We start from the raw sequence: 20,454 nt of genomic DNA on the forward strand, positions 1-20,454 counted from the left end.
CGCGCCTGGCGGCGCGACACGCTTCCTGACCGCTCCGCAACCGCCCGGCCGGGAGCACGTGCCCGAACGAACGTGAGGGCCGTGCGACCAGGGGGAGGGCAGGGCTGCGGTGCCTGGAGGACCGAAAGGGCGAGGTGGGCTCGGGGAAGCCGGGACCCCCAAGCACCGGAGCGGAGCGAGGAGCGCAGGGTGGTCCCCGCGACCCGAGCACGCCGAGGGCTTTCGAGGTGTTGGCGGTTACTATTCAGACTGTCGAGAGCGCACCGAGGGCTTTCTGAATGTTATTGGGTTTGACTTCGACTGCTAGCGAGCAAATTGATTCAACACCACTACTCACAGAAGAGATGCCACCCACATACCAATAGTCTAGCTTTCATATCCGAGAAATCGGGAGATAGTTTCTTGTGTGCCGATGAAATGGGGGAGATATGGGCGTGTTCGACTTTCTCCCCGGTCGGGGTGGGGACGGCGAGGGGGCATCGTCGTCCGAAGACGGCTCGACCGACGGGGAGGGGGCAGGGGGAACCGACCGAATCGAAGACCTGACAGCGGCGGACTTTCGCGAGCGCGCCGAGACGCTGGCGAAGCGTTCGGACGTGCCGACGCTGGATTTCACCGTCGACTCGCTGGCGGCGCTCGACGACCTGGCGACCGGGTCGGCGGGCGGCATCGGCGAGGTCGCCTACGGCAGCTACCTCGGCGAGACCATCGTCCGCGAGTACGGCGGCGAGTGGACCGACGAGGACGGCTGGCAGGTGGCCGTCGCGCTGGCCGACGACCGGACGACCGTCGCCGTCTTCGACGCCGCAGGGATGTCCATCGAAGGCGACCCCGTCTTCAGCAAGGTCGCGGCCCGACTGGAGGCCGAGGGCGCGGTGCGGATGCCCGACGTCCCCGGAAGCCCGCCGGACCCCGAGGAGGCAGCCTCGAAACGAGACGTGAGGACCGACTCGACGGCGAGCGATGCGGGCAGCGAACCCGCGACCGACAGCGTGGTCACCGACGATCCGGCGGGCGACGAAGCGGGCGACAGTCCGGCCAGGGACGAGGACGGCGCTACGGCCGACGACGCCACGATCGAGGCCGACGTCACAGTTGAGGACAGCGCCGCTGTCGAGGCCGACGCCGACGCAGGCGACGTCGGTGGGCCCGAGACGGACGTCGGGGCCGACATCGAGGACGACGCGGACCCGACGGGAATCGACGGCGTCGGTTCGGACGACGTGGCGTTCGGCATCGACGACGGCACGGCCGGCGACGACGATGACGACACCGACGACCGAACCAGCGTCCTGCCCTTCGGCGGGTCGAGCGACGCGACGGGATCCGACACCGAGGACGACTCCGAAGCGTCGGTGACGACCGACGACGGCCCGTCGGGACTGGCGACCGACGACGAGACCGGTGCCTCCGCGGGGCTCGCGGAGGAGGTTGCCAGCCAGGTAGCCAGCGACTCGGCCGTCGGCGGCGTGGCGCCGGAGGGCGACGAAGAGTCGTCGGGAGACGACGACGCGCCGGGCATCGACGTGGGCGCTTCGAGCACCACCACGGACGACGCGACCGAGGAGAGCGGACCAGCCGGGAATAGTTCAGTCGGGAACAGTCCAGCCGGGAGCAATCCAGCCGGGAACAGTTCAGCCGGGAGCGATCTGGATGGCGCCGCCTCCGCGAACGCCGACGCGCCCCGTGGCGACACCGGCGAGAAGGACGAGCCGACGGCGCCGAAACGGTACGTCCTCCGGGAGACCGCGGAGGAACTCGCGGACGGCTGGCCGTCTCGGGACCTCGACTTCACGCCCGCGTCGCTGCCCAGGCTGGATACCTTCGTCGAGGAGCAGTGGGACGGTCGGTTCCGCGCGAGTAGCCTGGCCGACCGGACTGTCGACCACGAGGACACCGGCGACCCGCTCGCCCAGCTCGGCACCTACTACGCCGAGGTGCTCGTCCGGTGGCTCGACGGCGAGTGGATCGCCACCGACGACGGCGAGGGCGCCATCGAGGTGCCGGACGTCGGCGAGAAGGTCCAGCGGGTCGCCGTCTTCGACGTCGCCCGGGAGTGTCTGATCCCGCCGTCGACGTTCGCTTACCGCTACGACGCGCTGGTCAACCGACTGTACGCCGACGAGGAAGCCGTCAGCGACGGCCGCGCCGACGTGTTCGACGACGACCGCGCCTCGCTCACCTCCTCGGACGTTATCACCCAGTTCGCCGACACGGCCGACGAGTTCGTCGAGTCCTGGCCGAAGTACCCGCTCGACTACTCGCCGCGGTCGGTCCGGGCGCTCGACGAGATCGCCCAGCGCCAGACCAGGGACTGGGACCCGAGCGGCGTCCCCCTGGCCGAGGGCACCGACCCCGAGTCGCTGCGCCTGACCGCGCGGGCGACGGCCGCCGGCGCCTACTTCGCGGCCGTCCTGGTCAGACACCGGGACGCCCAGTGGCGGATCGACGGCGACGACGTCGAACTGGTCGTCGCCCGGCCCGCCGGCGAGCGAACGGTCGACCCCGTCGCCACCGCCGCCGACGCGCTTCGCGGCCGGGGGAGCTTCCTCGATACGTACGGGCGCCTCGACGACTGACTGGTGCACGCAGTCCCGTCGAGGCACACGCGGTCCCATCGAGGCGCACGCAGTCCCGTCGATAGCCCGAATCCCCACCTTTTTCGTCGCTGCGGGCGCCTCATCTGACGTGCCACTCGCAGCCGTCACGCCGGAGATGGCCTTCGTCTTCGCGCTCGTGGTGGCCTCGCTCGTCCTCTTCGCCACGGAAGTCGTCCCCGTCGACGTCACCGCCATCGGCGTGATGGTTGCGCTGTTACTCGCCGAGCCGGTCACCGTCATGCTGGCCGACGCTGGCCTGATCGCCGGGCCGCTGTACGTCCTCCACCAGCCCGGCGACGACATCTCGCCCGTCAGTCAGGGCCTCTCGGGCTTCGCCTCCACAGCGACCATCACCGTGCTGGCGATGTTCATCCTCTCGGCCGGCGTCCAGCGCACTGGCGTCATCCAGGTGCTCGGTTCGAAGGTGGCGAGTTTCACCGGCGACGACGAAGGGCGCCAGCTCGGGGCGACCATCGGCCTCGTGGGCCCGATCTCCGGGTTCATCAACAACACCGCCGCCGTCGCCATCCTGCTGCCGATGGTCACCGACCTGGCCCACGAGGGCCGCACGTCCCCGTCGAAGCTCCTCCTGCCCCTCTCGTACGCCTCGATGTTCGGCGGGACGCTCACCCTCATCGGGACGTCGACGAACATCCTCGCGAGCGAACTCGCCGGCAACCTGGCACGGCAGAACCCGGCCCGTTACGGCGCGCTCCGCGAGTTCACCATGTTCGAGTTCACCCAGCTCGGCGTCATCGTGCTCGTCGTGGGCTCGGTGTACCTCATGACCGTCGGCCGGTGGCTGACGCCCGCTCGCATCAAGCCCGATTCCGACCTCACCGAGGAGTTCGAGATGGCCGACTACCTCACCGAGGTGGTCGTCCGCGCGGACTCACCGCTGGTCGGCGACACCGTCCGCGACGCGCTCATGGCGACCGATCTCGACGTCGACCTCGTCCAGCTGATCCGCGACGAGGAGGTGTTCCTCGAACCGCTCGGTCCGAGGGTCATCCGGGCCGGCGACGTGTTCGCGCTCCGGACCGACCGCGACACCCTCGTCGAGTTGCTCGACACCGAGGGGCTCGACATCGTCCCCGACGCCATCCTCGACGAGGACGACCTCGAGGCCGCCGAGGAGCGCCAGAACCTCGTCGAGGTGGTCGTCTCCCCCGGCTCCTCGCTCGTCGGTAACTCGCTGGTCTCCGCCAGCTTCCGCCAGCGCTACGACGCCTCCGTCCTCGCCATCCGACGCGGCGGCGAGCTCATCCGCCGCCGGATGGACGAGGCCGCCCTCCGCGTCGGCGACACGCTGCTGGTCCAGGGGACCGCCGACAGCATCGACCGGCTGAACAACAACCCCAACTTCATCGTCGCCCAGGAAGTCGAGCGACCGGACTTCCGGCAGTCGAAGATTCCCGTCGCCGTCGGCATCGTGGCGCTGGTCGTCGGCCTCGCCGCGGTGACGCCCATCCCCATCGTCGTCTCCGCGCTCGCCGGCGCGCTCGCGATGGTGCTGACCGGCACGCTCCGGGCGACCGAGCTGTACGACTCCATCCAGTGGGACGTCATCTTCCTGCTCGCCGGCGTCATCCCGCTCGGGCTGGCGCTCCAGGAGACCGGCGGCGCCGGCCTGATCGCCGACCTGCTGGTGCTGGCCGCGCCCGCCCTGCCGGCGATGGTCGTCCTCGGCCTCGTGTACGTCGTCACCGCGCTGTTGACCAACGTCATCTCCAACAACGCCAGCGTCGTCCTGATGATCCCCGTCGCCGCGGAGGCCGCCGTCCAGCTCGGCGCCAACGCCTTCGCGTTCATCCTGGCGGTGACGTTCGCCGCGTCGACGGCGTTCATGACGCCCGTGGGCTACCAGACCAACCTCTTCGTCTACGGTCCCGGTGGCTACCGATTCATGGACTACGTGAAGGTCGGGGCGCCGCTGCAGGCGGTCTTCGCGGTGGTGACGACTGTGGGAATCGCCTTCTTCTGGGGCCTGACTCCCTAGGAGAATTTGGCTGATTGACCGCCTTTACTGCCAGTGCCAACGACAAAGGAAAGCCCCCGGGCGGTCGGCTACTGCGAACCGCGCTGCGCTCCTCGCTGACGCTGCGGTGCTTACGGGTTCTCGTACGCCGACCGCCCGGCCCCTTTCATTCCCTCCCGGCGTGGATCGTGTCGGTCGGTGTCGTGGACTGACCCGCAACGAAACGCTTTACCTTGCGAGGGATGCATGTGTTAATGCGGGACCATGGGTTAGTGGTATACTTCGAGCCTTGGGTGCTCGTGACCCCGGTTCGAATCCGGGTGGTCCCATACCCACAATAAAGGAAGCGGCGAGCGTTGCCGCCACCTCGCGAGGTGGTGCGCGTGAGCCGATCTGCGTCCGCGGACTCGGTCGACGACCTACCAGATCCCATTTGTAACTTCTGCGGCTGCACCATCGACGAGCCGACAGACGACTGTCCGGCCCGCGACGTCGGGAGGTGTCGGCCATGAGCAAGGCCGGCAACCCACCAGCCGGACCGGTGACCCAACGGATCGGCGACCTGCCGCGCTACGACATGCCCGACGACTGGACGATGACGGGCAGCTGGAAGCGCGCGCAGCAGACTACCGACTCCGGCGGGCCGATCAACAGAGCCGAGCGAATGGTCTCGCTCTCGGATACTGACGGCTTCCACCGCGTAGTGTGGGCGCTCTCAGGCGGCTCTCTCCGTGCCGAGTGCGAATGTATAGGATACGAGCACCGCGACTGGTGCGCCCACCTCGCAAGCCTGTGGTGGCGCTGGACGCTCGGAGAGATCACCGTCACCCACCTGGAGACGGGGAAGACCTACCAGACGCCACCATCGTGGCTATCCTTCGATCTCGACGACAGTGACGAGGAAGACTTGGAAGGGCTGACCCCCGGCGAGTTGGACGCCTATCTGGCGTGCGAGTGGGGCGACGTCGGTGTGCGAGAGTACGCCCGCAACACCAGTCGCGTTCCGGGCACTGTCGGGAACCTCCTCCACCGAGCCCGGGAGAAGGTCGGGGGTGATGGGCGGTGAGCCTCGCACGCGCACACGCCCAGGCGAAGCCCCTCCCTCAGAACACCAGCGGGGGGCGTCTAGCTAAACTCCGGTTCCCATCGCCGTCTGCGTATTACGGAGTTCGGAATCGTCTAGAAAGTGCGTTCCACGCGAAACGGAGGGTCGACTAATGGGGCGAATGGGCAAAGACGGATACAGTTCCGCCGGTAGCGAGCAAGTAAGTGCGAAGGTCCCACCGTCGCTGAAGGACGATTTCCGGGATGCGTGCGACGAGATGGGAGTCTCGATGACCGACAAGCTCACCGAGAAAATGAGCGAGGTCGTCGAAGAGTTCCAGGGCGGCGCCGACGGGGATCTACTCCCCGACAACGATCGGCTTCGAGAGGGGTACCGGAAACTACGGTCAGAGGCAGACCCAGACAGCCACCGAATCGACACCAACGTCGCGAAAAGCGCCGTCGCTGAAGCCACGCAGGTCAAGAAGCGCTCTGTCCGGAGTGGGGTACTCGACCCGCTTGAACGGCGCGGATACCTCCGGTACCGCTGGGGTGTGATCATCGTTGTTCCCCCTGCAGTGGCTGAAGAGCGTCGTCAGCAGGTGAATGCATGACCCGGCGCGACGACCTTCTCGACCAACTCCCTGAAGGTCGGACTCGTCGGCAGGTTGCCGCACTGACGGACCTACAGCAGACGCACCTCACCCGGCGAGACGCTCGCGACTGGGGTGGTTCGCGTGACTGACTCCGAGGACGAACTACTGATTTACCACCTCTATGCCGACGAGGGTGTCGAGAGCGACTATCTGACCCGATTCGGCCGAGTGGTTCGCGTGGGGCTCGACCCGACCGACCGGAACGGTTCAGAACCGGTTGCTGGTGACGTGGGGAACCTTCCACTTCAACCAGGGGCAGACTTGGCCGTCGCCCATCCAGAATGCGGCCCGTGGAATACGATGAACGCACTTCACGGGAACGCGGACGAGCAACCTCGTCAGGTCGAGGACGCCCGAGAGGTATGCAAGCGAGTGGCCGACCACTACATCATCGAGAACGTGCCGGACGCACCACTACAGGACCCGATCGTTCTACAGGGGTCGTATTTCGGACTCCCGATCACGAAAAAGAGGGCGTTCGAAACGTCGTTCCACGTGCCCCAGCCGGAGCTTCAGCAGACCCTTCACGACCATTGTTCGAACTTCAATCGCTACGGCCGCCCCCGCCGCTGGTGGGAGGCCGTGATGGGAGTCGAGAACTGGTATCCTATCGATCCGATGGTGAACGCAGGGATGCCCCGGGCGTACATCGAGTACCTGCTACAGTACTACTTTCTGGCTACTGAGAAGGAAGAAATCGACCAAGAGGCGACTAGCGAGGTATCGACCCATGCGTGAGGGGTACGCGCACGGAGTCAATCGGCAGACACGGATAGTTACTAGGATGAACCGCCCAGAATCCGCTACCTCTGGAGGTAAGTACTGAATATGACGAACACTACCGGAGTGAGTATGCCGGAAAACCTCGTCGAGAGCATCGACGAGACGTATTTCGTCGCCGGATACTCAAGTCGGTCAGAACTGATCCGCGATGCCGTCCGCGAGAAGTTGGACGAACTCGAAACTGCGGAGTAGCGCTCACTCCCATTCTTGACAAGTAGCGAGGTGATTAGACAGCGCCTGCGCTACGAACGGCCGGATGACAGAGGCACAGCGCCCCCAGACGCGCGCCGACGTCGAGGCTCTCACCTACAACGACAAGCAGAGCCTCGCCGCTGACCTCGGTTTCGGCCGTATTGTCGGGGTACAGGAGCAGAAACTAGAGAATTACATAGCGGGTCAGCTTTTCGACGAGGAGCCTGCTGAACCGCCAGAGGACGGCGACGATTCCGAGGACGTCGTCGACGAGGAGCCAGATCCGGAGACCACCGAAATGAGCGACAGCGATACAGACAGCGATAGTAGCGAGCCAGCGCCCGAACCGGAGACCGACGCGATTAGCGTCGGCCACGAGGGCAAGGAAAAACTCTCACCAGCAGGCGCCCCCGACGACGGTGGGACTGCTGTCGAGCCACCAGAGGGCCTGGAGGACTTGGCCGACGCAAGGCCCGACGATCTGGAGGCCGACGGCAACGACGTCCAAGAGGAAAGCGCCGATAGCAGTGAGCCAGCGCCAGCAGACCAGGGCGAGACCAGCGAAGACGCTAGAGAACCAGACGGAGAGGGTAGCAGTGGCGGGCTACTCTCTCGAATCAAGGGCGATAGCGGGGGTGAGAGCGAGCGTAGTAGCGAGGATATCGTCGAGGCCGCGCCGACCGACGAAGCGCGCGAACGCCGTCGAGAGATGAAGCAGAAGCTGGAGAGCAACATGACCGGCGCCGACCCAGCCGCCGGCGACGTCGAAGATAGCGCCGGTGATAGCGGTGACCCATCGAGTAGCGAGACGGCGCCGACCACGCAACAGGCCAGCGGAATGCTGGTCGACGAGAGCGTCGTCGGCCACATGATTGCAATGCCGTTCAACATGGCGAGCAGCGCGACGGGCTGGGAGGGTTGGGAACTCTCCGAGCAGGAACGCCGGGCGAACGCGGAGTTATTCATTGCGATGTGCGACGAGCACGACGTCGACGTCGGTCCGACGACGATGTTTGCTCTGTCGATGGGCGGCACATTCAGCGGGAAGGCGATTCGCTACCGGCGACGGAACTCCAGTGAAGAGAGCGACGAAAGCGAGCAGCGCGACGATAGCGAGAACCAGAAGGCCAGCGACGAACCGGCCGAACAGACCGAACCACAGGCGCCAGCACAGACCGCCAGCGCCGGCCCTGTCGACGACGTCCAGGAGAGTAGTGCGGACGATCATTTCGACCCGACAGACAGCAGCACGTGGTAGTTATGCAGGAGATCATCAACGACCTCACGACGAAGGTGAACGAGACCGACGAACAGCGCGCACAGCGACTCCAGCAGACGGGAGCGGACGCCGGTGTGAACCCTGGAACTCTCTACGAGATAGAGCAAGAGGTCCGTAGCCAGACCCAAGCGCTCGCCAGTGAGCACCAAGAGCGAATCGACGAGCAGCTAGGACAGTTCCAGTCGCTCGCTGTTCTCGCGCTGGGGTTGGACCCATCGGTCGCTGCGCAACTACTCCGGACCGACGCTCTAGTGACGCTACTCAGTCAGGGAGTGACAGAGAAACCGCGGGCACTCGCCGCGACGGTCTACCGGCTAGACTCGCTGTTCAAACAGCGCGGGCTCTACCAGGAGATCGACGTTGAAGCAGTCGACCCGGCCGGCGAATTGGCCGACGTCGTCGAGGAGGCCGAGTAGGTGGCGAGATGGATATCGATCTAAGCGAAATCACGGTCCTGCTGGGACAGAAAAACAGCGGGAAATCGGTTCTATTCGAGCATCTACTGACGCAGACGGAGCGGTTCATCTGTCTCGACCCGAACGCGGAACACGGACCGCCCGGCGCGGTCTACCCGGAGAGCCCGGCGGAGTGTCTACGCCTCTGGATGGACGGCGAGACACGGCAGGTAGTCCGTGCGGTCCCGTTCAACGAGGACGTCCTCGACCAGTACTGTCGCGCGTTCGGCCAGCTAGAGCGGTGCTTTCTCTATATCGACGAGGCCCACAACTGGATGAGCGCGAACTACATTCCCGACGTTCTGCAGGACCTCATCAAGTGGCACGTGACCCACTCTAACTGCGGAATCGTCTGCGCGGCGCACAAGGCGAAGGAGATCCACGACCAGATGTTCACGCAGACGGACAACTACATGATATTCTCCTACGGCGAGCACGAGGACGCCAAATTCAACCGCGTGAGCATCCCAGACAAGCATATCGTAACAGAACTGGACCCAGAGAGCTACCAGTTCCTTTACTACAAGGACGTCGCTGGTGCCAGTAGCGAAGTCCGGGGGCCTGTTCCTATTCCAGAACATCTGCAATAGAGAAGAGCAGCAAATAATTCTATAATTCCTCCTGGGTGGGCTTGATAGTTGAACCATCTGGAGACATCTCTTCTCGATAAACTTGGCCGCGTTCTGGATACCGATACCGGCGAACGAGTGGGTCGTCTGGCTGATTCTCAGCCTCTTTGGTTGTAACGGGAGTGTGTCCTATTCCACACCTTTAGGTGAAACCAGCCCACAGCTCGTCAGGATCGCCCATACCTGTTTTCGAATCGAAAACCGAGGGGTGTATTGACTATAACTACCGAATTATCTCGTCATAACCTTGTCGAGGTCAATTGTCTGATCGCAACCCTCGCATTTGAATTCGACTTTCTCCTGAACACCTTTCTTAGGCGATTCTGTCTCAGGGTATGTGCGATTAAGATCGAACCACATTCCGCATTTTGAGCAGAAGTATTCGTCTGCCATATCCCCATTTGGCACCAGAATATCATGAACCCATTGATTTGAACGGCCTACGCATGGATGAGTTCCCGTGACCAGTTCACGCCCTGTATTGACCATCTAGGATCGGGTCCATCCTCTGTTGAGAAGGTGAATAGAGAATACTAGCGTTTAAGCGCCCCTACCTCCCGAATTCTCCGTTCTTGACAAGCTACAAACGCCTAATGCCAAATCTCCGGTAGGTCGGGCTGCAGATGGCATCAACCGACTCAGACGGAAGCTCAGGCGGCGGGAGCGCCGTAGACAGCGCTCTCGCATTCCTGAAGGAACCGCTCGGCCTCGGCCTCGTCGCCGGGGTTGTAATCGCTCTCGGACTCGGCTACTACATCCTCTGAACAATGACATTCAACGTCGAAGAGAAACACGCAGTGATCGGCGCTGGAGCCGCTATGTCGGTTCCGACGCTCGCCGACGCCGCGGGTGTGGACCGTCTCATCGTATCGCTCGCAGACACGGCTTTCGAGGGAGACCGTGGCTCCGCCTCGTTCGTCACCGGCATCGGCTTCTCGGTGCTCGGCGCGGCGATGATCCTCGGAGCGATCTTCGCTCCAATCGACGACTGGCTCGGAGTCACTGTCGTCGGCCTCGGTGCCGGATTCATCGGCGTGGGCCTGGAGGCCTTCGCGGAGGGAGGGAACTGAGATGACGGACGAGACGCTCAGTACCGAACTCCAGTACGCGACCGTGACCGGCAACGTCGCAAACCAGCCGACGCCCGTCGCGACGTGGGACGTCCCGGAGGGGACGGCCATCACGATCTCGCAGGGTCACGCGGCTATCCTCGACGTCGACGCGGCCGACGGCGGTAACATGCCGCGAGGGACGCAACTCGGGTTCGGCTACCGCGAACCGAACGACCCGCTCGACGCGTGGACCGTCATCAGCGACTTCAGCATCGCCCCGTTCAACACGCTGTCCCTCAAGGACCAGCAGAGCGGCGAGAACGCCCAGCGCCGGCGCGTCCGGTTCGACCCGTCGCGCGTCCCCGAGGGCCGGCTGACGCTGGAGGACGCCGACGAGTTCGCGCTACTGGTCAACGGCTCGAAGTCCATCGACACGGACAGCCTGTTCTGGAACTACCCGATGCAGGTCGACCAGCGGTGACCCACCCATGAGCCAGAGCCAACAGGACCCCGAACGGACGGTCTACCTGGGAACGGAAGCGTTCGAGTTTCCGAACACCTACAACCCCGGATCGGAGGGGATCGTCGGCACGGCGCAGGTCCCGAGTACGCAGGTGTGGCGCGTTCCGGTCGGCCTACCGCTGGTCGTCGCGCTCGTCGGCAAGCAGACGACGACTGTCGACGAAGGAACGGCGGACCAGACGGTCACTCTGGACCCCGAAGCGCCGATCGTCGACTACATGGATGACGTGACGGCCGGCGAGTACACGGAAGACGCCTCTCTCGTCGGCTTCTACGACTCCGACGACGACGGCGAGCCCGACACGCTCATCACCGGCAACAGCACCGTCCAGTACACCGGCACGTTCGGAACGAGCGGGGATTTCGTGACGTCGGTCGACCTCTCGGACACCAGCGGGAACGCCGGCACGAAGGCCGTCGCGTTCTACGCGGTGATGCGCCACGGGCTGACGAAGCTCCAGAAGCGCAACAGCGGGAAAGGAAACGTCAAGCAGGAACTCCAGGCGGAGGACAGCATCACCTGGGCGTTCTCCAACCCCGACGCACCCGACACCGACCGGCAGGTCACGTGGGACGCCCGGAACGACGGGCACCGCGGGATTCTCCCGCCCAAGTTCAAGCTGGATCTGGTCTTCTACGACCAGAGTTTCGCGACCGCCGTCGAGGAAGCCAACGCGCGGAACGTCGAGCTATCGATCCCGGTGAAACAGCGGCCCGTCCGCGAGGACGAGGAACCCGCGAACCTCCGGCGAAAAATCTCGCGGCAGATGGTGGCCTGACGGCCGCCACTCACTGCTATGGCAATTATTCCAGACAACACGGACGACCCGACGAGCGGCGAGCCCGACGCGGCCAGCTCGAGGACGTCGCCGAGTGACCCCGACGACGGAGATCGCGGTCTGCTCGCCAGACTCTCCGACCGGGCGAGTCAGGTTGCGGACCTGCTGTCACCGTTCACGAACCTGCTGACGGCAATCGTCCAGGCGGCGACGGTCTACACCCTCGTGAGGAAAGCATGACCGGCTACGGGCTGGTCGGCACGGACACGCCTATCGACGACCTCCTAGAGCAGTACTTCCCCGGAGCGCCGCGGAATCTGCTGTACGAGGCGTTCGAGGACGAGACGAACGCGCTACTCGCGGCGCTGTTGATGGAGATGCGCGGCGACGACGTCGACCAGGACGTCACCCGAGAGACCGAAGCGGTGTACTACTCCGAGTCGGACGTCGCGGTCGAGACGACCGAGGAGCAGCGCATCGACTGGGATTTCGCGGCGGATACGGTCGTCGTCTACGGCTTCGACGCGCCGGTCACCGTCGCGTTCAAGTCGCCGAACAAGGGCGACCGAGAGATCCCACTGACTGCGACGGAAGCGCCGTTCTCCCTCTCCCCGCCGGGTGGAATCAGCACCTCGAAACTGTGGTACCGGAAGACGACCGAGAGCGCCGCTGACACCGCTCTAAACGTGTTGGCACTCCGATAACCAATGACGACAATCGCAGAAACACAGACGACCCTTTCGGGATTCATCGACAGTATCGCAGACGCGGCGACCGGCCTGTCTACGTGGGAGGAACCGGACGCCGACATAAACACCAGCGGGAGCACGACGAACTGGCACGACAGCGCCCGTCTCATCCACAACACGAACAGCGGCATCTACCTGCTCATGTTCGTCTGCTGGGACGAATACTACCGCGACAGCTACGAGAACGACACCATGTCCGGGATTCGAGTCGTCGTCTCGAACGACTGGAATCTCGATAACAACGTCCCAGCCGGGAGAACCAACGTCGTCGACGAGGACCCGTTCAGCGGTCAAGTCGGCAACCAGATCGAGGAGTCATACGACGCCTACGGGAGCAACAACAACGACAACACCGCTACCGGGTTCTGGTTCTTCAGTACTCAGGTCGACAACGTCGGCTCCAGTCTGGACGACCGGATCGACGCGGCCAACCTCGAAGCGGTGACCGGCTTCGGTTCGGTTGGAGACACCCATCTGAGCGTCGCCACGTGGAATACGACAGACGGCAACTACGGGGGCGCTGGGGCGTTCTCCTACGAGCACGTCGATAGCAAGTTCTGGGCCGATGGCACCGAGCCGCACGCCTACACCTGCAAGTACAACGACGGTTCGAACAACAACCCGGACCTCATCAGCGCCTACGGCTGGCGGTCCTACGGAGTCGACGAGATGAATCCGGAGTACATCGTCGCCGAGAATCAATCGGCCATCGAACCCGGCGACTGGGGTTTCATCAACCCCGACAGCGACGATGATACGTACTTTTTCCAGCGACCGGTCATCTACAACTCGTCGTCTCAGCAGATCCCCGTTTCGTTCCTCACAGCCGCTATCCGCAACGACCCGGCGGAGGGCGGCGCTCACGGTGACACGGTGACCTACGACGGCGTAGACTACCGAATCATGCAGCAGAGTGGCAACGCCGACGATACGACCATCTCGATCGGCCTGAGGTACACGTAGAGCAATGGCGACGTGGACCGGTCCCAGCACCGACGACGGTTCAGCGTTCGATAGCGACCCATCTACCTCACTCCACGGCGCCGGCCACTCACCAGCGGCCTCGACCATCACCGAGAGGTACGCCGAGGGGGCGACTCTCCGCCTCGCGTGGGACGGGCCGACTCTCGGACTGGCCGGCGCGGCCTACGACGGCGTAGGACGCGACAGTGACCCGTCCATCTCTCTGGACGGCTACGGCCACTCTCCCCCGGCGCCGACCTTCACCGACAGGTACGTCGAGGGAGCGGCCGCGCGGGCCGCGTGGGACGGGCCGACGGCCGGACGGCCTGGAACAGCCTACGATGGCGAAGGCTACGACCGCTCGCCGTCGGTCTCGGTTCACGGCTACGGCCATTCGCCACCGGAACCGACGATCTCCGACGACTGGGTGACCAGCGCCCGCCGGGGAACGTTCATCCCGATGGCGTATTTCCGGCCGCTCAGAGGCCAAGCCGTCGATACGGACGGGCGTCCGATCAAAGAGGCCACGTGGATCTACTCGCGCGGTGATCTTCCGACCGGCGCGCCCGTCGACGACATGGGCCGTTTCACCCTCTACACGCTAAAACAGGCGTACTCGGAGTTTCTACTGATTGGACGCTCCGGTCGGCGGAACCTCGATTACAGCTGGTATCAGCCGGTGGACGTCCAGGTCGGACCCACAGAGAACGACGTCACCCTCGTGTTCGAGACCGGCGAGTTGAAGGGTCTCTACGGGGGCGACGGTGCGGTATTCGGAGGACAACTAGGATAATGGCAAACTCAGACCCCAGCATCGTAACTGCTGGAATCCCGACAGAGGCACAGCCGAACAACCGATTCACGGTCGACGTCGAGATACTCCAGGGCGGGCCCGACCCGTGGGCCAGCGACGGCGGATGTACGACGTCGAACCTGGACGTCACCGGCTGGGAGACGCCGGTCGCGCTGTTCGTCGACGGCGAGAAGGTGGACGAGAACACCATGTGTCTCGCCCCGGACAACACCAAGACGACGACCCTGTCGACGTCCCTCAATGCAGGGACGCACGACGCGGAGGTTATCGTCTACTCGATGGGTGGCAACGGGTACGACCTTCAGCCGGTCCAGAAGGAACCGAACGACTCGGTGACCCAGACGATCGACGTCCACGGCGAGGCACGCGACCCGTCGCGACCGACGACCGGTGACACCATCATGAACTACCTGAGTCGACTCGCCGATGCGTTCGGCGGCACGACCCAGCAAGTGGCCGCTGGCATGGTTCTGGCGGTCGTTCTGTTGGTGGTACTATGATACTCCCCGGTCCGGACGGCGGCGGGGAAGCAACGTACCTACTGCTGTCCGACGTCGGTACGACGCGGTTCCAGGTCCGGCACCCGTCGGACCCGCAGGCCGACTCGGAACAGACCGAGCCCCAGCTGCAGGCGGACGTGACCAACACCAGCAGCTACCCGCAGGGTGCAACGGTCGCGTTCTACGCCGGCAACACGAAGGTCGCCGAGGCGACGAAGACGGTCAGCGGCTACGAGACCGCGACGCTGGCCGAACGCGTCCCCTGGAGCACCTTCGACGCGAAGGGACTCACAGGCGGCGACCACGCGCTCAGCGCGAAGCTGGAGAACACCGGCGGGACGATGCAAAGCGGGACACTGCACGTCCACGAGGAGCCCGTATCGAATGACCCAGATCCAGCGCCGGACCCCTCGCCAAATCCCTCACCGGACCCGTCACCAAGTCCTGACCCCGGTGACGGATCCGACGGCGGTGACGGCAGGCCGAGTGGGCCGGCGCCGCTGTTGCCCGAAGGATTCCCGACGCTCCCAGCAGTCGGACCGCTGACGGCGGAACAAACGACGCTCGCGGCGGGCGTGACGGTCATCTTGGCGGTGGTCGCCCGATGACAGTCGCGAACACCCTCGGGCGCCTCACGGGCCTGCTGACCGGGACGGTCGGCGTTCCCGGTGCAATCGTACTCGTCGCGATACTCGTCGTTGGCGCGGCGGCATGGAGGTCACTCTGAGATGGCCCTCGGTCCCGAACTCGTCAGTAGCGTGGGCTTCCCGATCGCGGTGAGCATCATGCTATTCAAGCTGTACCGGGACGAGCGCGAGGACCGACGAGAGGAACGCCAGGAGATGCGCGAGGAACGGAAGAAATTCCGGAAGGCGATCGATACGCAAACCCAGGCGTTCCGCTCTCTCGCGAACGAAATCGGAGGTGATGGCGACGGGCCACCACTCCCAGACGGAGGCCAGCAGGAATGAACTGGTGCTACGCGTGACGGTCGAGATCCCAATCCGCGACCTTTCGCGCGGACAGCGGCGGAAGCTACAGGAGTCTAGGTCTTTCGACGATCTGGCCGAGGAATTGGTCGCGAGAATCTACGGCCTGGAAGGGCTCGGCCTCGACCCAGACTGGTGGGACCTCCGACACCCAGACAGGCCCACCAAGTATGAGGTAAAATCGACGGCGACGTCTATCGGTCAGAAGTATTCGAGTGGCGGGCGCTTTCGGGTCTGGAAAGGACAGACGCGGTCGCTCATCGCTTCAGATGCCAACGCCGTCGCTTGGTACGCATTCGTACTGCTCGACGAGGAGAACGCGCAGATACGGATTCAGCGCAAGAAGCCCTCCACGGTCAACGCGATCGTTCAGGAACGCGGCGGGTGGAATCGATCTGGACACGAAACAATGGGGCTACAGCACAAGCTCCCGTGGGCTACTGTTCTATAGACAAGCCGCCTCCTCGTAATTCAGAAAGTACGCTCTAAGAGAGGGGTTGAAGCCATGTTTGGAGAAAGATTGAGGCGATCATCATAGAGAGATAAATTCCGACCACGGTCCAATCAGTGAATTCGGCATCCATCCACGATTCGAGCTTTCTGCGCGTCAGTGGGAACACGACTATACCTGCTGAAAGCGCTGGAATCGCGACCATGACACTACCAACGAGTGAGATTAGGCCCCAAAACAAAGCTAATATCCCTGAGAGGTACGCAACCATTGTCCAGATTGTGAGCTTACTCATTGCCACGTAATCTCAGATGAACTGGTATAAATGTGGATGCTTCCTATAATGACATTTCTCCGTTCCTGTAGTCAGATCGGGCCTCAGTGGGAAAATTAATCCATACTCCCAACATATTTAGCTCGATGAAGGTTGGTGCTCTTGGTCAAGGATTTGGGATCTCCAGTGATTCGGTGTCAGAGATGTTCGACTTGGAGTCCCCGGTTTTGGATGGTCCGCCGACGACGATCGGTGAATTGGTGTTGGCTTCGATATACGACGGGGATTTCACCGAGGCTCAATTCGTCGTCGCTTTCGCCACAGACACTGGTGTCACGGCTATTATTGATGCTGTAGAGAATTCCTCACTTGGAGCGATAGAATACTATGTAGGAGTTGACCAAGAAGCGACGACAAGACAAGCGCTAGAACGACTACTAGATTCCAGCATCGACACCGCCTGGATACGGTTTAGAGCGTCAGATACGACATTTCATCCAAAGGTGTATTTGTTTCGTGGCCCCGAAAAGATTCGGCTCATCATTGGTTCAGCGAACGTTACTGGTCCTGGACTCCGAAAAAACGTTGAGGCCGGAATGGTTTACGAGGCTGATCCCAATGACCCAGCTGATGTTGAGCCCATTTCCGATATCGAAGATTCCCTTCTCGAGCCCGTTAGGAGCCGGAGTGAACCGCTTTCTGAAACTGATATTCGCAATTTGGAAGAGCGAGGCCACATCTCCGATGAAACCGAGCGTACTTTCTCATCCTCTGGTCAGTCCTCCGCTACTGATGACTCCGCCGGCAAAGCACCGATAGGAGCTACAACAGGAACAACAGTGCCTCATATCACTGCGCCTTCCGAAAATGAGGGAAGCGAGACTGCTTCCGCTTCAGATTTCGTTTCACAGGCCAGCGAAATACCATCAAGGGGCGATTTACCGCCAATTCCCGAAATCAGTGATTTTCGTACTCCCACGGACCAAGAGTACTATGAACGGCTGCAGCGAGGAACGGATACTCAACCCTCTCTTATGCGACGGATCATTTTTTCCGAGGGGAAAATAACACAGGGAGAGCTGAAACAACGGCTAATCGAGAACCACGGGTACGACGACAGTGGCAGCCTAAATGCGAGTCTGCGAGTACTGTGGCGTACAACCGATGAGGTCGAGAAACAGGGGCGCGGGGACAGCGCACTTCTTATCTGGAGTAGATAATAGGTACCAGATCGCAACAATCAGTGTCTGCTCCAACGGGAAGTTTGACAAGCCGAATGTTTCCTCTTTTTCTTGAGCTAGATAGATTTCTACCCTTCCTGTTTTCTAAAGATGCATGGTGGGAATTTGCTAAGTATCTCACTGGTAGATTCAAGGATCTGCTGGCAAAGAATTCATCTTGCAGAAAGACCAGAGGATAACATGGTAGAAACCCGGGGAGATCACGGTTCTTGGCCAGGAATAAAGGTCGAAAAGTTTCTGGAGCGCTCTGAGACCCTACTTTCATCTGAACAATATTCCAGCATTTCGAATTGGGGGGATATCAAAGCCGAATGGGAACGCGTTCTGGATGAATATACAATGGGGGAGCCGAAAGACCATCCATTTTATCGCTTCTATCATAGACACCTTTGTCAGAGAGCTCCGGGAAAAATAGATGAGATTCTCGCAGCCATAGAATTAGAACTTAACCTCCGAATTAGAGGGGACTGAGTTTATCATACGGTCTTAGATATTCGATACGGGTTTTACAGAGATGGAAGTCTGTAAAATCTCACCGGCTCACACCCCCCTCACCGGAAGTTTCTAGGAGCTTGCAGGAAAACGATTTTACAGACAAGCATGGCTTGGAAACGCGAACCGCTGACCGACGACGAACTCGACGACCTGCTCGACGCCGCTGACGAGTTCAACTTGGACCACCAGATGACGATCTACACGCTCGCCCACACCGGCCTACGAGCGAACGAACTTGCACACATGACCGAGGACTGGGTCGACTGGCAGGGTGAGCGACTACGAGTACCTGCGGAAGAAAACGGGTGGACGCCGAAGACCGAGCATGCTGTCCGGACTGTCCCAGTGAAACAGCCGGGCACACTCCGGCGGATGCGCGATTTCTTCTCCTATGAACCAGAGTACGGAGCCTCCCGACAGACGGTAACGAACAGGGTGAAGCGTGTAGCCGCTGAGACACCGCTGAAGAAGAAGGTGACCCCTCACGTCCTTCGACACACCTATGGGACACTCATCGCCCACAGGGGAGCTACGCCGCAGTATATCCGGCAAACGATGGGCCATGCCGACCTTTCGAGTGCTAATGATTATCTCCAGTACGCAGGGACCCAGTTAGATGCTGAGGCAGAAGAATTGTGGTAATGATTAGTCACCACCTATAATCCAACATTGGAAACTGATCTCACCAGAACATTTAAACTTATACTGACCAGTCTAGACTTCAGATGAGCAATTCTCAGGGCCCCCTCAACATCACCTCTTATATTGATTATCGGTCGATTAGTCGTTCAATAGGGACGGTCCAATCCAATGTTCAGGATATCGAGTCCAGTCAAACTCTTAGCGATGTCTTGGCGAAATTGCCAGATAACCCTGACAGAGATGAGTTTCAATTCTGGTTCCGGAATTTAAATCCTGATGTAGCTTCACATCTTGCGGATCATCTCATTGAAGAGAAAAAGAGAATCGTGGTAAAAGAGGAGATTGGAAATAAAATTAAGCATATTGAGCAGACAGTTTCAGAGTACCCTGAGGAGGTTGTAGATGCGCTCTCACTGAATGATTTAGAGTATTACCGCTCATTTTTCAACTTTGCAGACAGGACATCGACAGTATATTCTATCCCAGATATGGGCGGTGTTTTCGAAGAAATCGCCGAGGAGGCCAATAGCGGCGAAGAAGCAAAGGAAATGTTTTGTCAATATATAGATGAGAGTGATGGGGTAAAATCAGGGTACAAGAAAGCAACCCAGGACTTAGCATCACCAATTATTGGCGATGTGGCCCATCAGCCAAAACCTCGTGTAATTCGCTTTGAGGATGAAAATCACATATTCATGGAGTTTTGGAAAATTGGAGAGGAGATCACGAGATTCGACGTAAATGAGAGTGACTATAGAACGATCCGAACTAGGACGAGAATTATCGTCAAGGTACATTTAGATTCCGCCGTAATTGAGTATACGAGTGAGGAGGACTCAGAAGATCTTCGGGGTGCCTTACTTGATGAAATTATTCTCTCCTTTGCTCATGATGAGAATGAACCAGAAACAAATGGTGGAGTAGCTCTTACTGGCCGCCTGTCCAAAGCAATCTCTGTTTCTGATTCAGATATCAAGGACATAAATAAGAATGTGGGTGTGATGAGTACTTTAGATACATTCCATGGGCGCCACGCAAACCTCTCTGTACATTCTATCGACGACAAACCAACCGAGGAAGACAACCTGCACGACCAGCTTAAAAAACGAGGATACATCAAATCCCATCCCAAGATTCTGATTGGGGAAAAAGATGGAACGTATGAACCCCTCGACCCCGTTGAAGTATACGACGACTACTCAATAGACGGGAGTGACGATGTTCCATCAATTCAGGACCTGATTGAGGACATCGAACTGAACAGCAACTATGACAAGGTCATCAAATTCACAATCGTGCTAAATGCTGATGATGATACAGTGAGAATTTGGAAGTCTTCCGTACCTCCAAGAGTCAGAAAAATGATT

At 61.1% G+C, this 20,454-nt stretch carries 27 protein-coding genes and 1 tRNA gene; 27 read left to right on the forward strand and 1 reads right to left on the reverse strand.

Going from position 1 to position 20,454, the window contains the following annotated elements:
- Positions 1 to 428: 428 nt before the first annotated feature.
- From AC5FRV_RS20280 to AC5FRV_RS20390, 23 genes are all read left to right on the forward strand, one after another.
- Positions 429 to 2,579: a hypothetical protein gene (locus AC5FRV_RS20280; protein WP_493562895.1), complete on the forward strand. Its 2,151-nt coding sequence runs from the start codon at positions 429 to 431 to the stop codon at positions 2,577 to 2,579.
- A 136-nt stretch (positions 2,580 to 2,715) separates the two neighbouring features.
- Positions 2,716 to 4,599 (forward strand): SLC13 family permease, encoded by a 1,884-nt coding sequence (locus AC5FRV_RS20285; RefSeq protein ID WP_493562923.1) that lies wholly within the window; start codon positions 2,716 to 2,718, stop codon positions 4,597 to 4,599.
- A gap of 237 nt (positions 4,600 to 4,836) precedes the next feature.
- Positions 4,837 to 4,907: transfer RNA gene (locus AC5FRV_RS20290), tRNA-Pro, on the forward strand.
- Positions 4,908 to 5,086: 179 nt separating this feature from the next.
- The gene (locus AC5FRV_RS20295) at positions 5,087 to 5,644 is read left to right on the forward strand and encodes an SWIM zinc finger family protein (RefSeq protein WP_493562896.1); all 558 of its coding nucleotides are present in this window, start codon (positions 5,087 to 5,089) and stop codon (positions 5,642 to 5,644) included.
- Positions 5,645 to 5,912: 268 nt separating this feature from the next.
- Entirely contained in the window at positions 5,913 to 6,236 is a 324-nt protein-coding gene (locus AC5FRV_RS20300; RefSeq protein ID WP_493562897.1) for a hypothetical protein, read from the forward strand.
- 123 nt (positions 6,237 to 6,359) lie between these two features.
- The gene (locus tag AC5FRV_RS20305) at positions 6,360 to 7,016 is read left to right on the forward strand and encodes a hypothetical protein (RefSeq protein WP_493562898.1); all 657 of its coding nucleotides are present in this window, start codon (positions 6,360 to 6,362) and stop codon (positions 7,014 to 7,016) included.
- Positions 7,017 to 7,130: 114 nt separating this feature from the next.
- A complete protein-coding gene (locus tag AC5FRV_RS20310) occupies positions 7,131 to 7,253 on the forward strand; it encodes a ribbon-helix-helix domain-containing protein (protein ID WP_493562899.1) in 123 nt (40 codons plus the stop codon).
- Between the two features lie 64 nt (positions 7,254 to 7,317).
- Positions 7,318 to 8,511 (forward strand): hypothetical protein, encoded by a 1,194-nt coding sequence (locus AC5FRV_RS20315; protein ID WP_493562900.1) that lies wholly within the window; start codon positions 7,318 to 7,320, stop codon positions 8,509 to 8,511.
- Between the two features lie 2 nt (positions 8,512 to 8,513).
- A complete protein-coding gene (locus tag AC5FRV_RS20320) occupies positions 8,514 to 8,948 on the forward strand; it encodes a hypothetical protein (RefSeq protein WP_493562901.1) in 435 nt (144 codons plus the stop codon).
- Between the two features lie 8 nt (positions 8,949 to 8,956).
- Positions 8,957 to 9,577, forward strand: a complete 621-nt coding sequence (locus AC5FRV_RS20325) for a hypothetical protein (protein WP_493562902.1) — start codon at positions 8,957 to 8,959, stop codon at positions 9,575 to 9,577.
- Between the two features lie 662 nt (positions 9,578 to 10,239).
- A complete protein-coding gene (locus AC5FRV_RS20330) occupies positions 10,240 to 10,380 on the forward strand; it encodes a hypothetical protein (protein WP_493562903.1) in 141 nt (46 codons plus the stop codon).
- Between the two features lie 3 nt (positions 10,381 to 10,383).
- Entirely contained in the window at positions 10,384 to 10,686 is a 303-nt protein-coding gene (locus AC5FRV_RS20335; protein WP_493562904.1) for a hypothetical protein, read from the forward strand.
- Position 10,687: 1 nt separating this feature from the next.
- On the forward strand, positions 10,688 to 11,149 hold the full coding sequence (locus AC5FRV_RS20340; RefSeq protein WP_493562905.1) for a hypothetical protein: 462 nt from the start codon (positions 10,688 to 10,690) through the stop codon (positions 11,147 to 11,149).
- A gap of 7 nt (positions 11,150 to 11,156) precedes the next feature.
- The gene (locus AC5FRV_RS20345) at positions 11,157 to 11,969 is read left to right on the forward strand and encodes a hypothetical protein (protein WP_493562906.1); all 813 of its coding nucleotides are present in this window, start codon (positions 11,157 to 11,159) and stop codon (positions 11,967 to 11,969) included.
- 18 nt (positions 11,970 to 11,987) lie between these two features.
- The gene (locus tag AC5FRV_RS20350; protein ID WP_493562907.1) at positions 11,988 to 12,209 is read left to right on the forward strand and encodes a hypothetical protein; all 222 of its coding nucleotides are present in this window, start codon (positions 11,988 to 11,990) and stop codon (positions 12,207 to 12,209) included.
- Positions 12,206 to 12,673 (forward strand): hypothetical protein, encoded by a 468-nt coding sequence (locus AC5FRV_RS20355; RefSeq protein WP_493562908.1) that lies wholly within the window; start codon positions 12,206 to 12,208, stop codon positions 12,671 to 12,673. The genes AC5FRV_RS20350 and AC5FRV_RS20355 overlap by 4 nt, the downstream gene beginning before the upstream one ends.
- A 3-nt stretch (positions 12,674 to 12,676) precedes the next feature.
- Entirely contained in the window at positions 12,677 to 13,681 is a 1,005-nt protein-coding gene (locus tag AC5FRV_RS20360; RefSeq protein WP_493562909.1) for a hypothetical protein, read from the forward strand.
- 4 nt (positions 13,682 to 13,685) lie between these two features.
- Positions 13,686 to 14,474 carry a hypothetical protein gene (locus AC5FRV_RS20365; protein WP_493562910.1) on the forward strand — a complete coding sequence of 263 codons (789 nt, stop codon included), beginning with the start codon at positions 13,686 to 13,688 and terminating at the stop codon, positions 14,472 to 14,474.
- Entirely contained in the window at positions 14,474 to 14,995 is a 522-nt protein-coding gene (locus tag AC5FRV_RS20370) for a hypothetical protein (protein WP_493562911.1), read from the forward strand. The genes AC5FRV_RS20365 and AC5FRV_RS20370 overlap by 1 nt, the downstream gene beginning before the upstream one ends.
- The gene (locus tag AC5FRV_RS20375) at positions 14,992 to 15,603 is read left to right on the forward strand and encodes a hypothetical protein (RefSeq protein ID WP_493562912.1); all 612 of its coding nucleotides are present in this window, start codon (positions 14,992 to 14,994) and stop codon (positions 15,601 to 15,603) included. Before AC5FRV_RS20370 ends, AC5FRV_RS20375 begins: the two co-directional genes overlap by 4 nt.
- A complete protein-coding gene (locus tag AC5FRV_RS20380; protein WP_493562913.1) occupies positions 15,600 to 15,722 on the forward strand; it encodes a hypothetical protein in 123 nt (40 codons plus the stop codon). The genes AC5FRV_RS20375 and AC5FRV_RS20380 overlap by 4 nt, the downstream gene beginning before the upstream one ends.
- 1 nt (position 15,723) lies before the next feature.
- Positions 15,724 to 15,966, forward strand: coding sequence for a hypothetical protein (locus AC5FRV_RS20385; protein WP_493562914.1), 243 nt, complete (start codon positions 15,724 to 15,726; stop codon positions 15,964 to 15,966).
- Positions 15,923 to 16,435 carry a PD-(D/E)XK family putative nuclease gene (locus AC5FRV_RS20390; RefSeq protein ID WP_493562915.1) on the forward strand — a complete coding sequence of 171 codons (513 nt, stop codon included), beginning with the start codon at positions 15,923 to 15,925 and terminating at the stop codon, positions 16,433 to 16,435. Before AC5FRV_RS20385 ends, AC5FRV_RS20390 begins: the two co-directional genes overlap by 44 nt.
- Before the next feature lie 34 nt (positions 16,436 to 16,469).
- On the opposite strand, the gene AC5FRV_RS20395 is transcribed toward AC5FRV_RS20390, so the two are convergent.
- Complete coding sequence (locus AC5FRV_RS20395) at positions 16,470 to 16,730, reverse strand: hypothetical protein (RefSeq protein WP_493562916.1); 261 nt, start codon at positions 16,728 to 16,730, stop codon at positions 16,470 to 16,472.
- 125 nt (positions 16,731 to 16,855) lie between these two features.
- On the opposite strand from AC5FRV_RS20395, the gene AC5FRV_RS20400 reads away from it, so the two are divergent.
- The 4 genes from AC5FRV_RS20400 to AC5FRV_RS20415 all read left to right on the forward strand — a co-directional run.
- Positions 16,856 to 17,929: a phospholipase D family protein gene (locus tag AC5FRV_RS20400; protein WP_493562917.1), complete on the forward strand. Its 1,074-nt coding sequence runs from the start codon at positions 16,856 to 16,858 to the stop codon at positions 17,927 to 17,929.
- Between the two features lie 201 nt (positions 17,930 to 18,130).
- Positions 18,131 to 18,421, forward strand: coding sequence for a hypothetical protein (locus tag AC5FRV_RS20405; RefSeq protein ID WP_493562918.1), 291 nt, complete (start codon positions 18,131 to 18,133; stop codon positions 18,419 to 18,421).
- A gap of 129 nt (positions 18,422 to 18,550) precedes the next feature.
- Positions 18,551 to 19,087 carry a tyrosine-type recombinase/integrase gene (locus AC5FRV_RS20410; RefSeq protein ID WP_493562919.1) on the forward strand — a complete coding sequence of 179 codons (537 nt, stop codon included), beginning with the start codon at positions 18,551 to 18,553 and terminating at the stop codon, positions 19,085 to 19,087.
- Positions 19,088 to 19,170: 83 nt separating this feature from the next.
- Positions 19,171 to 20,454, forward strand: a 1,284-nt coding sequence (locus tag AC5FRV_RS20415) for a hypothetical protein (protein WP_493562920.1), incomplete at its 3' end; no start/stop codon positions are given.

Source organism: Halomicrobium sp. HArcel3 (assembly GCF_058933135.1).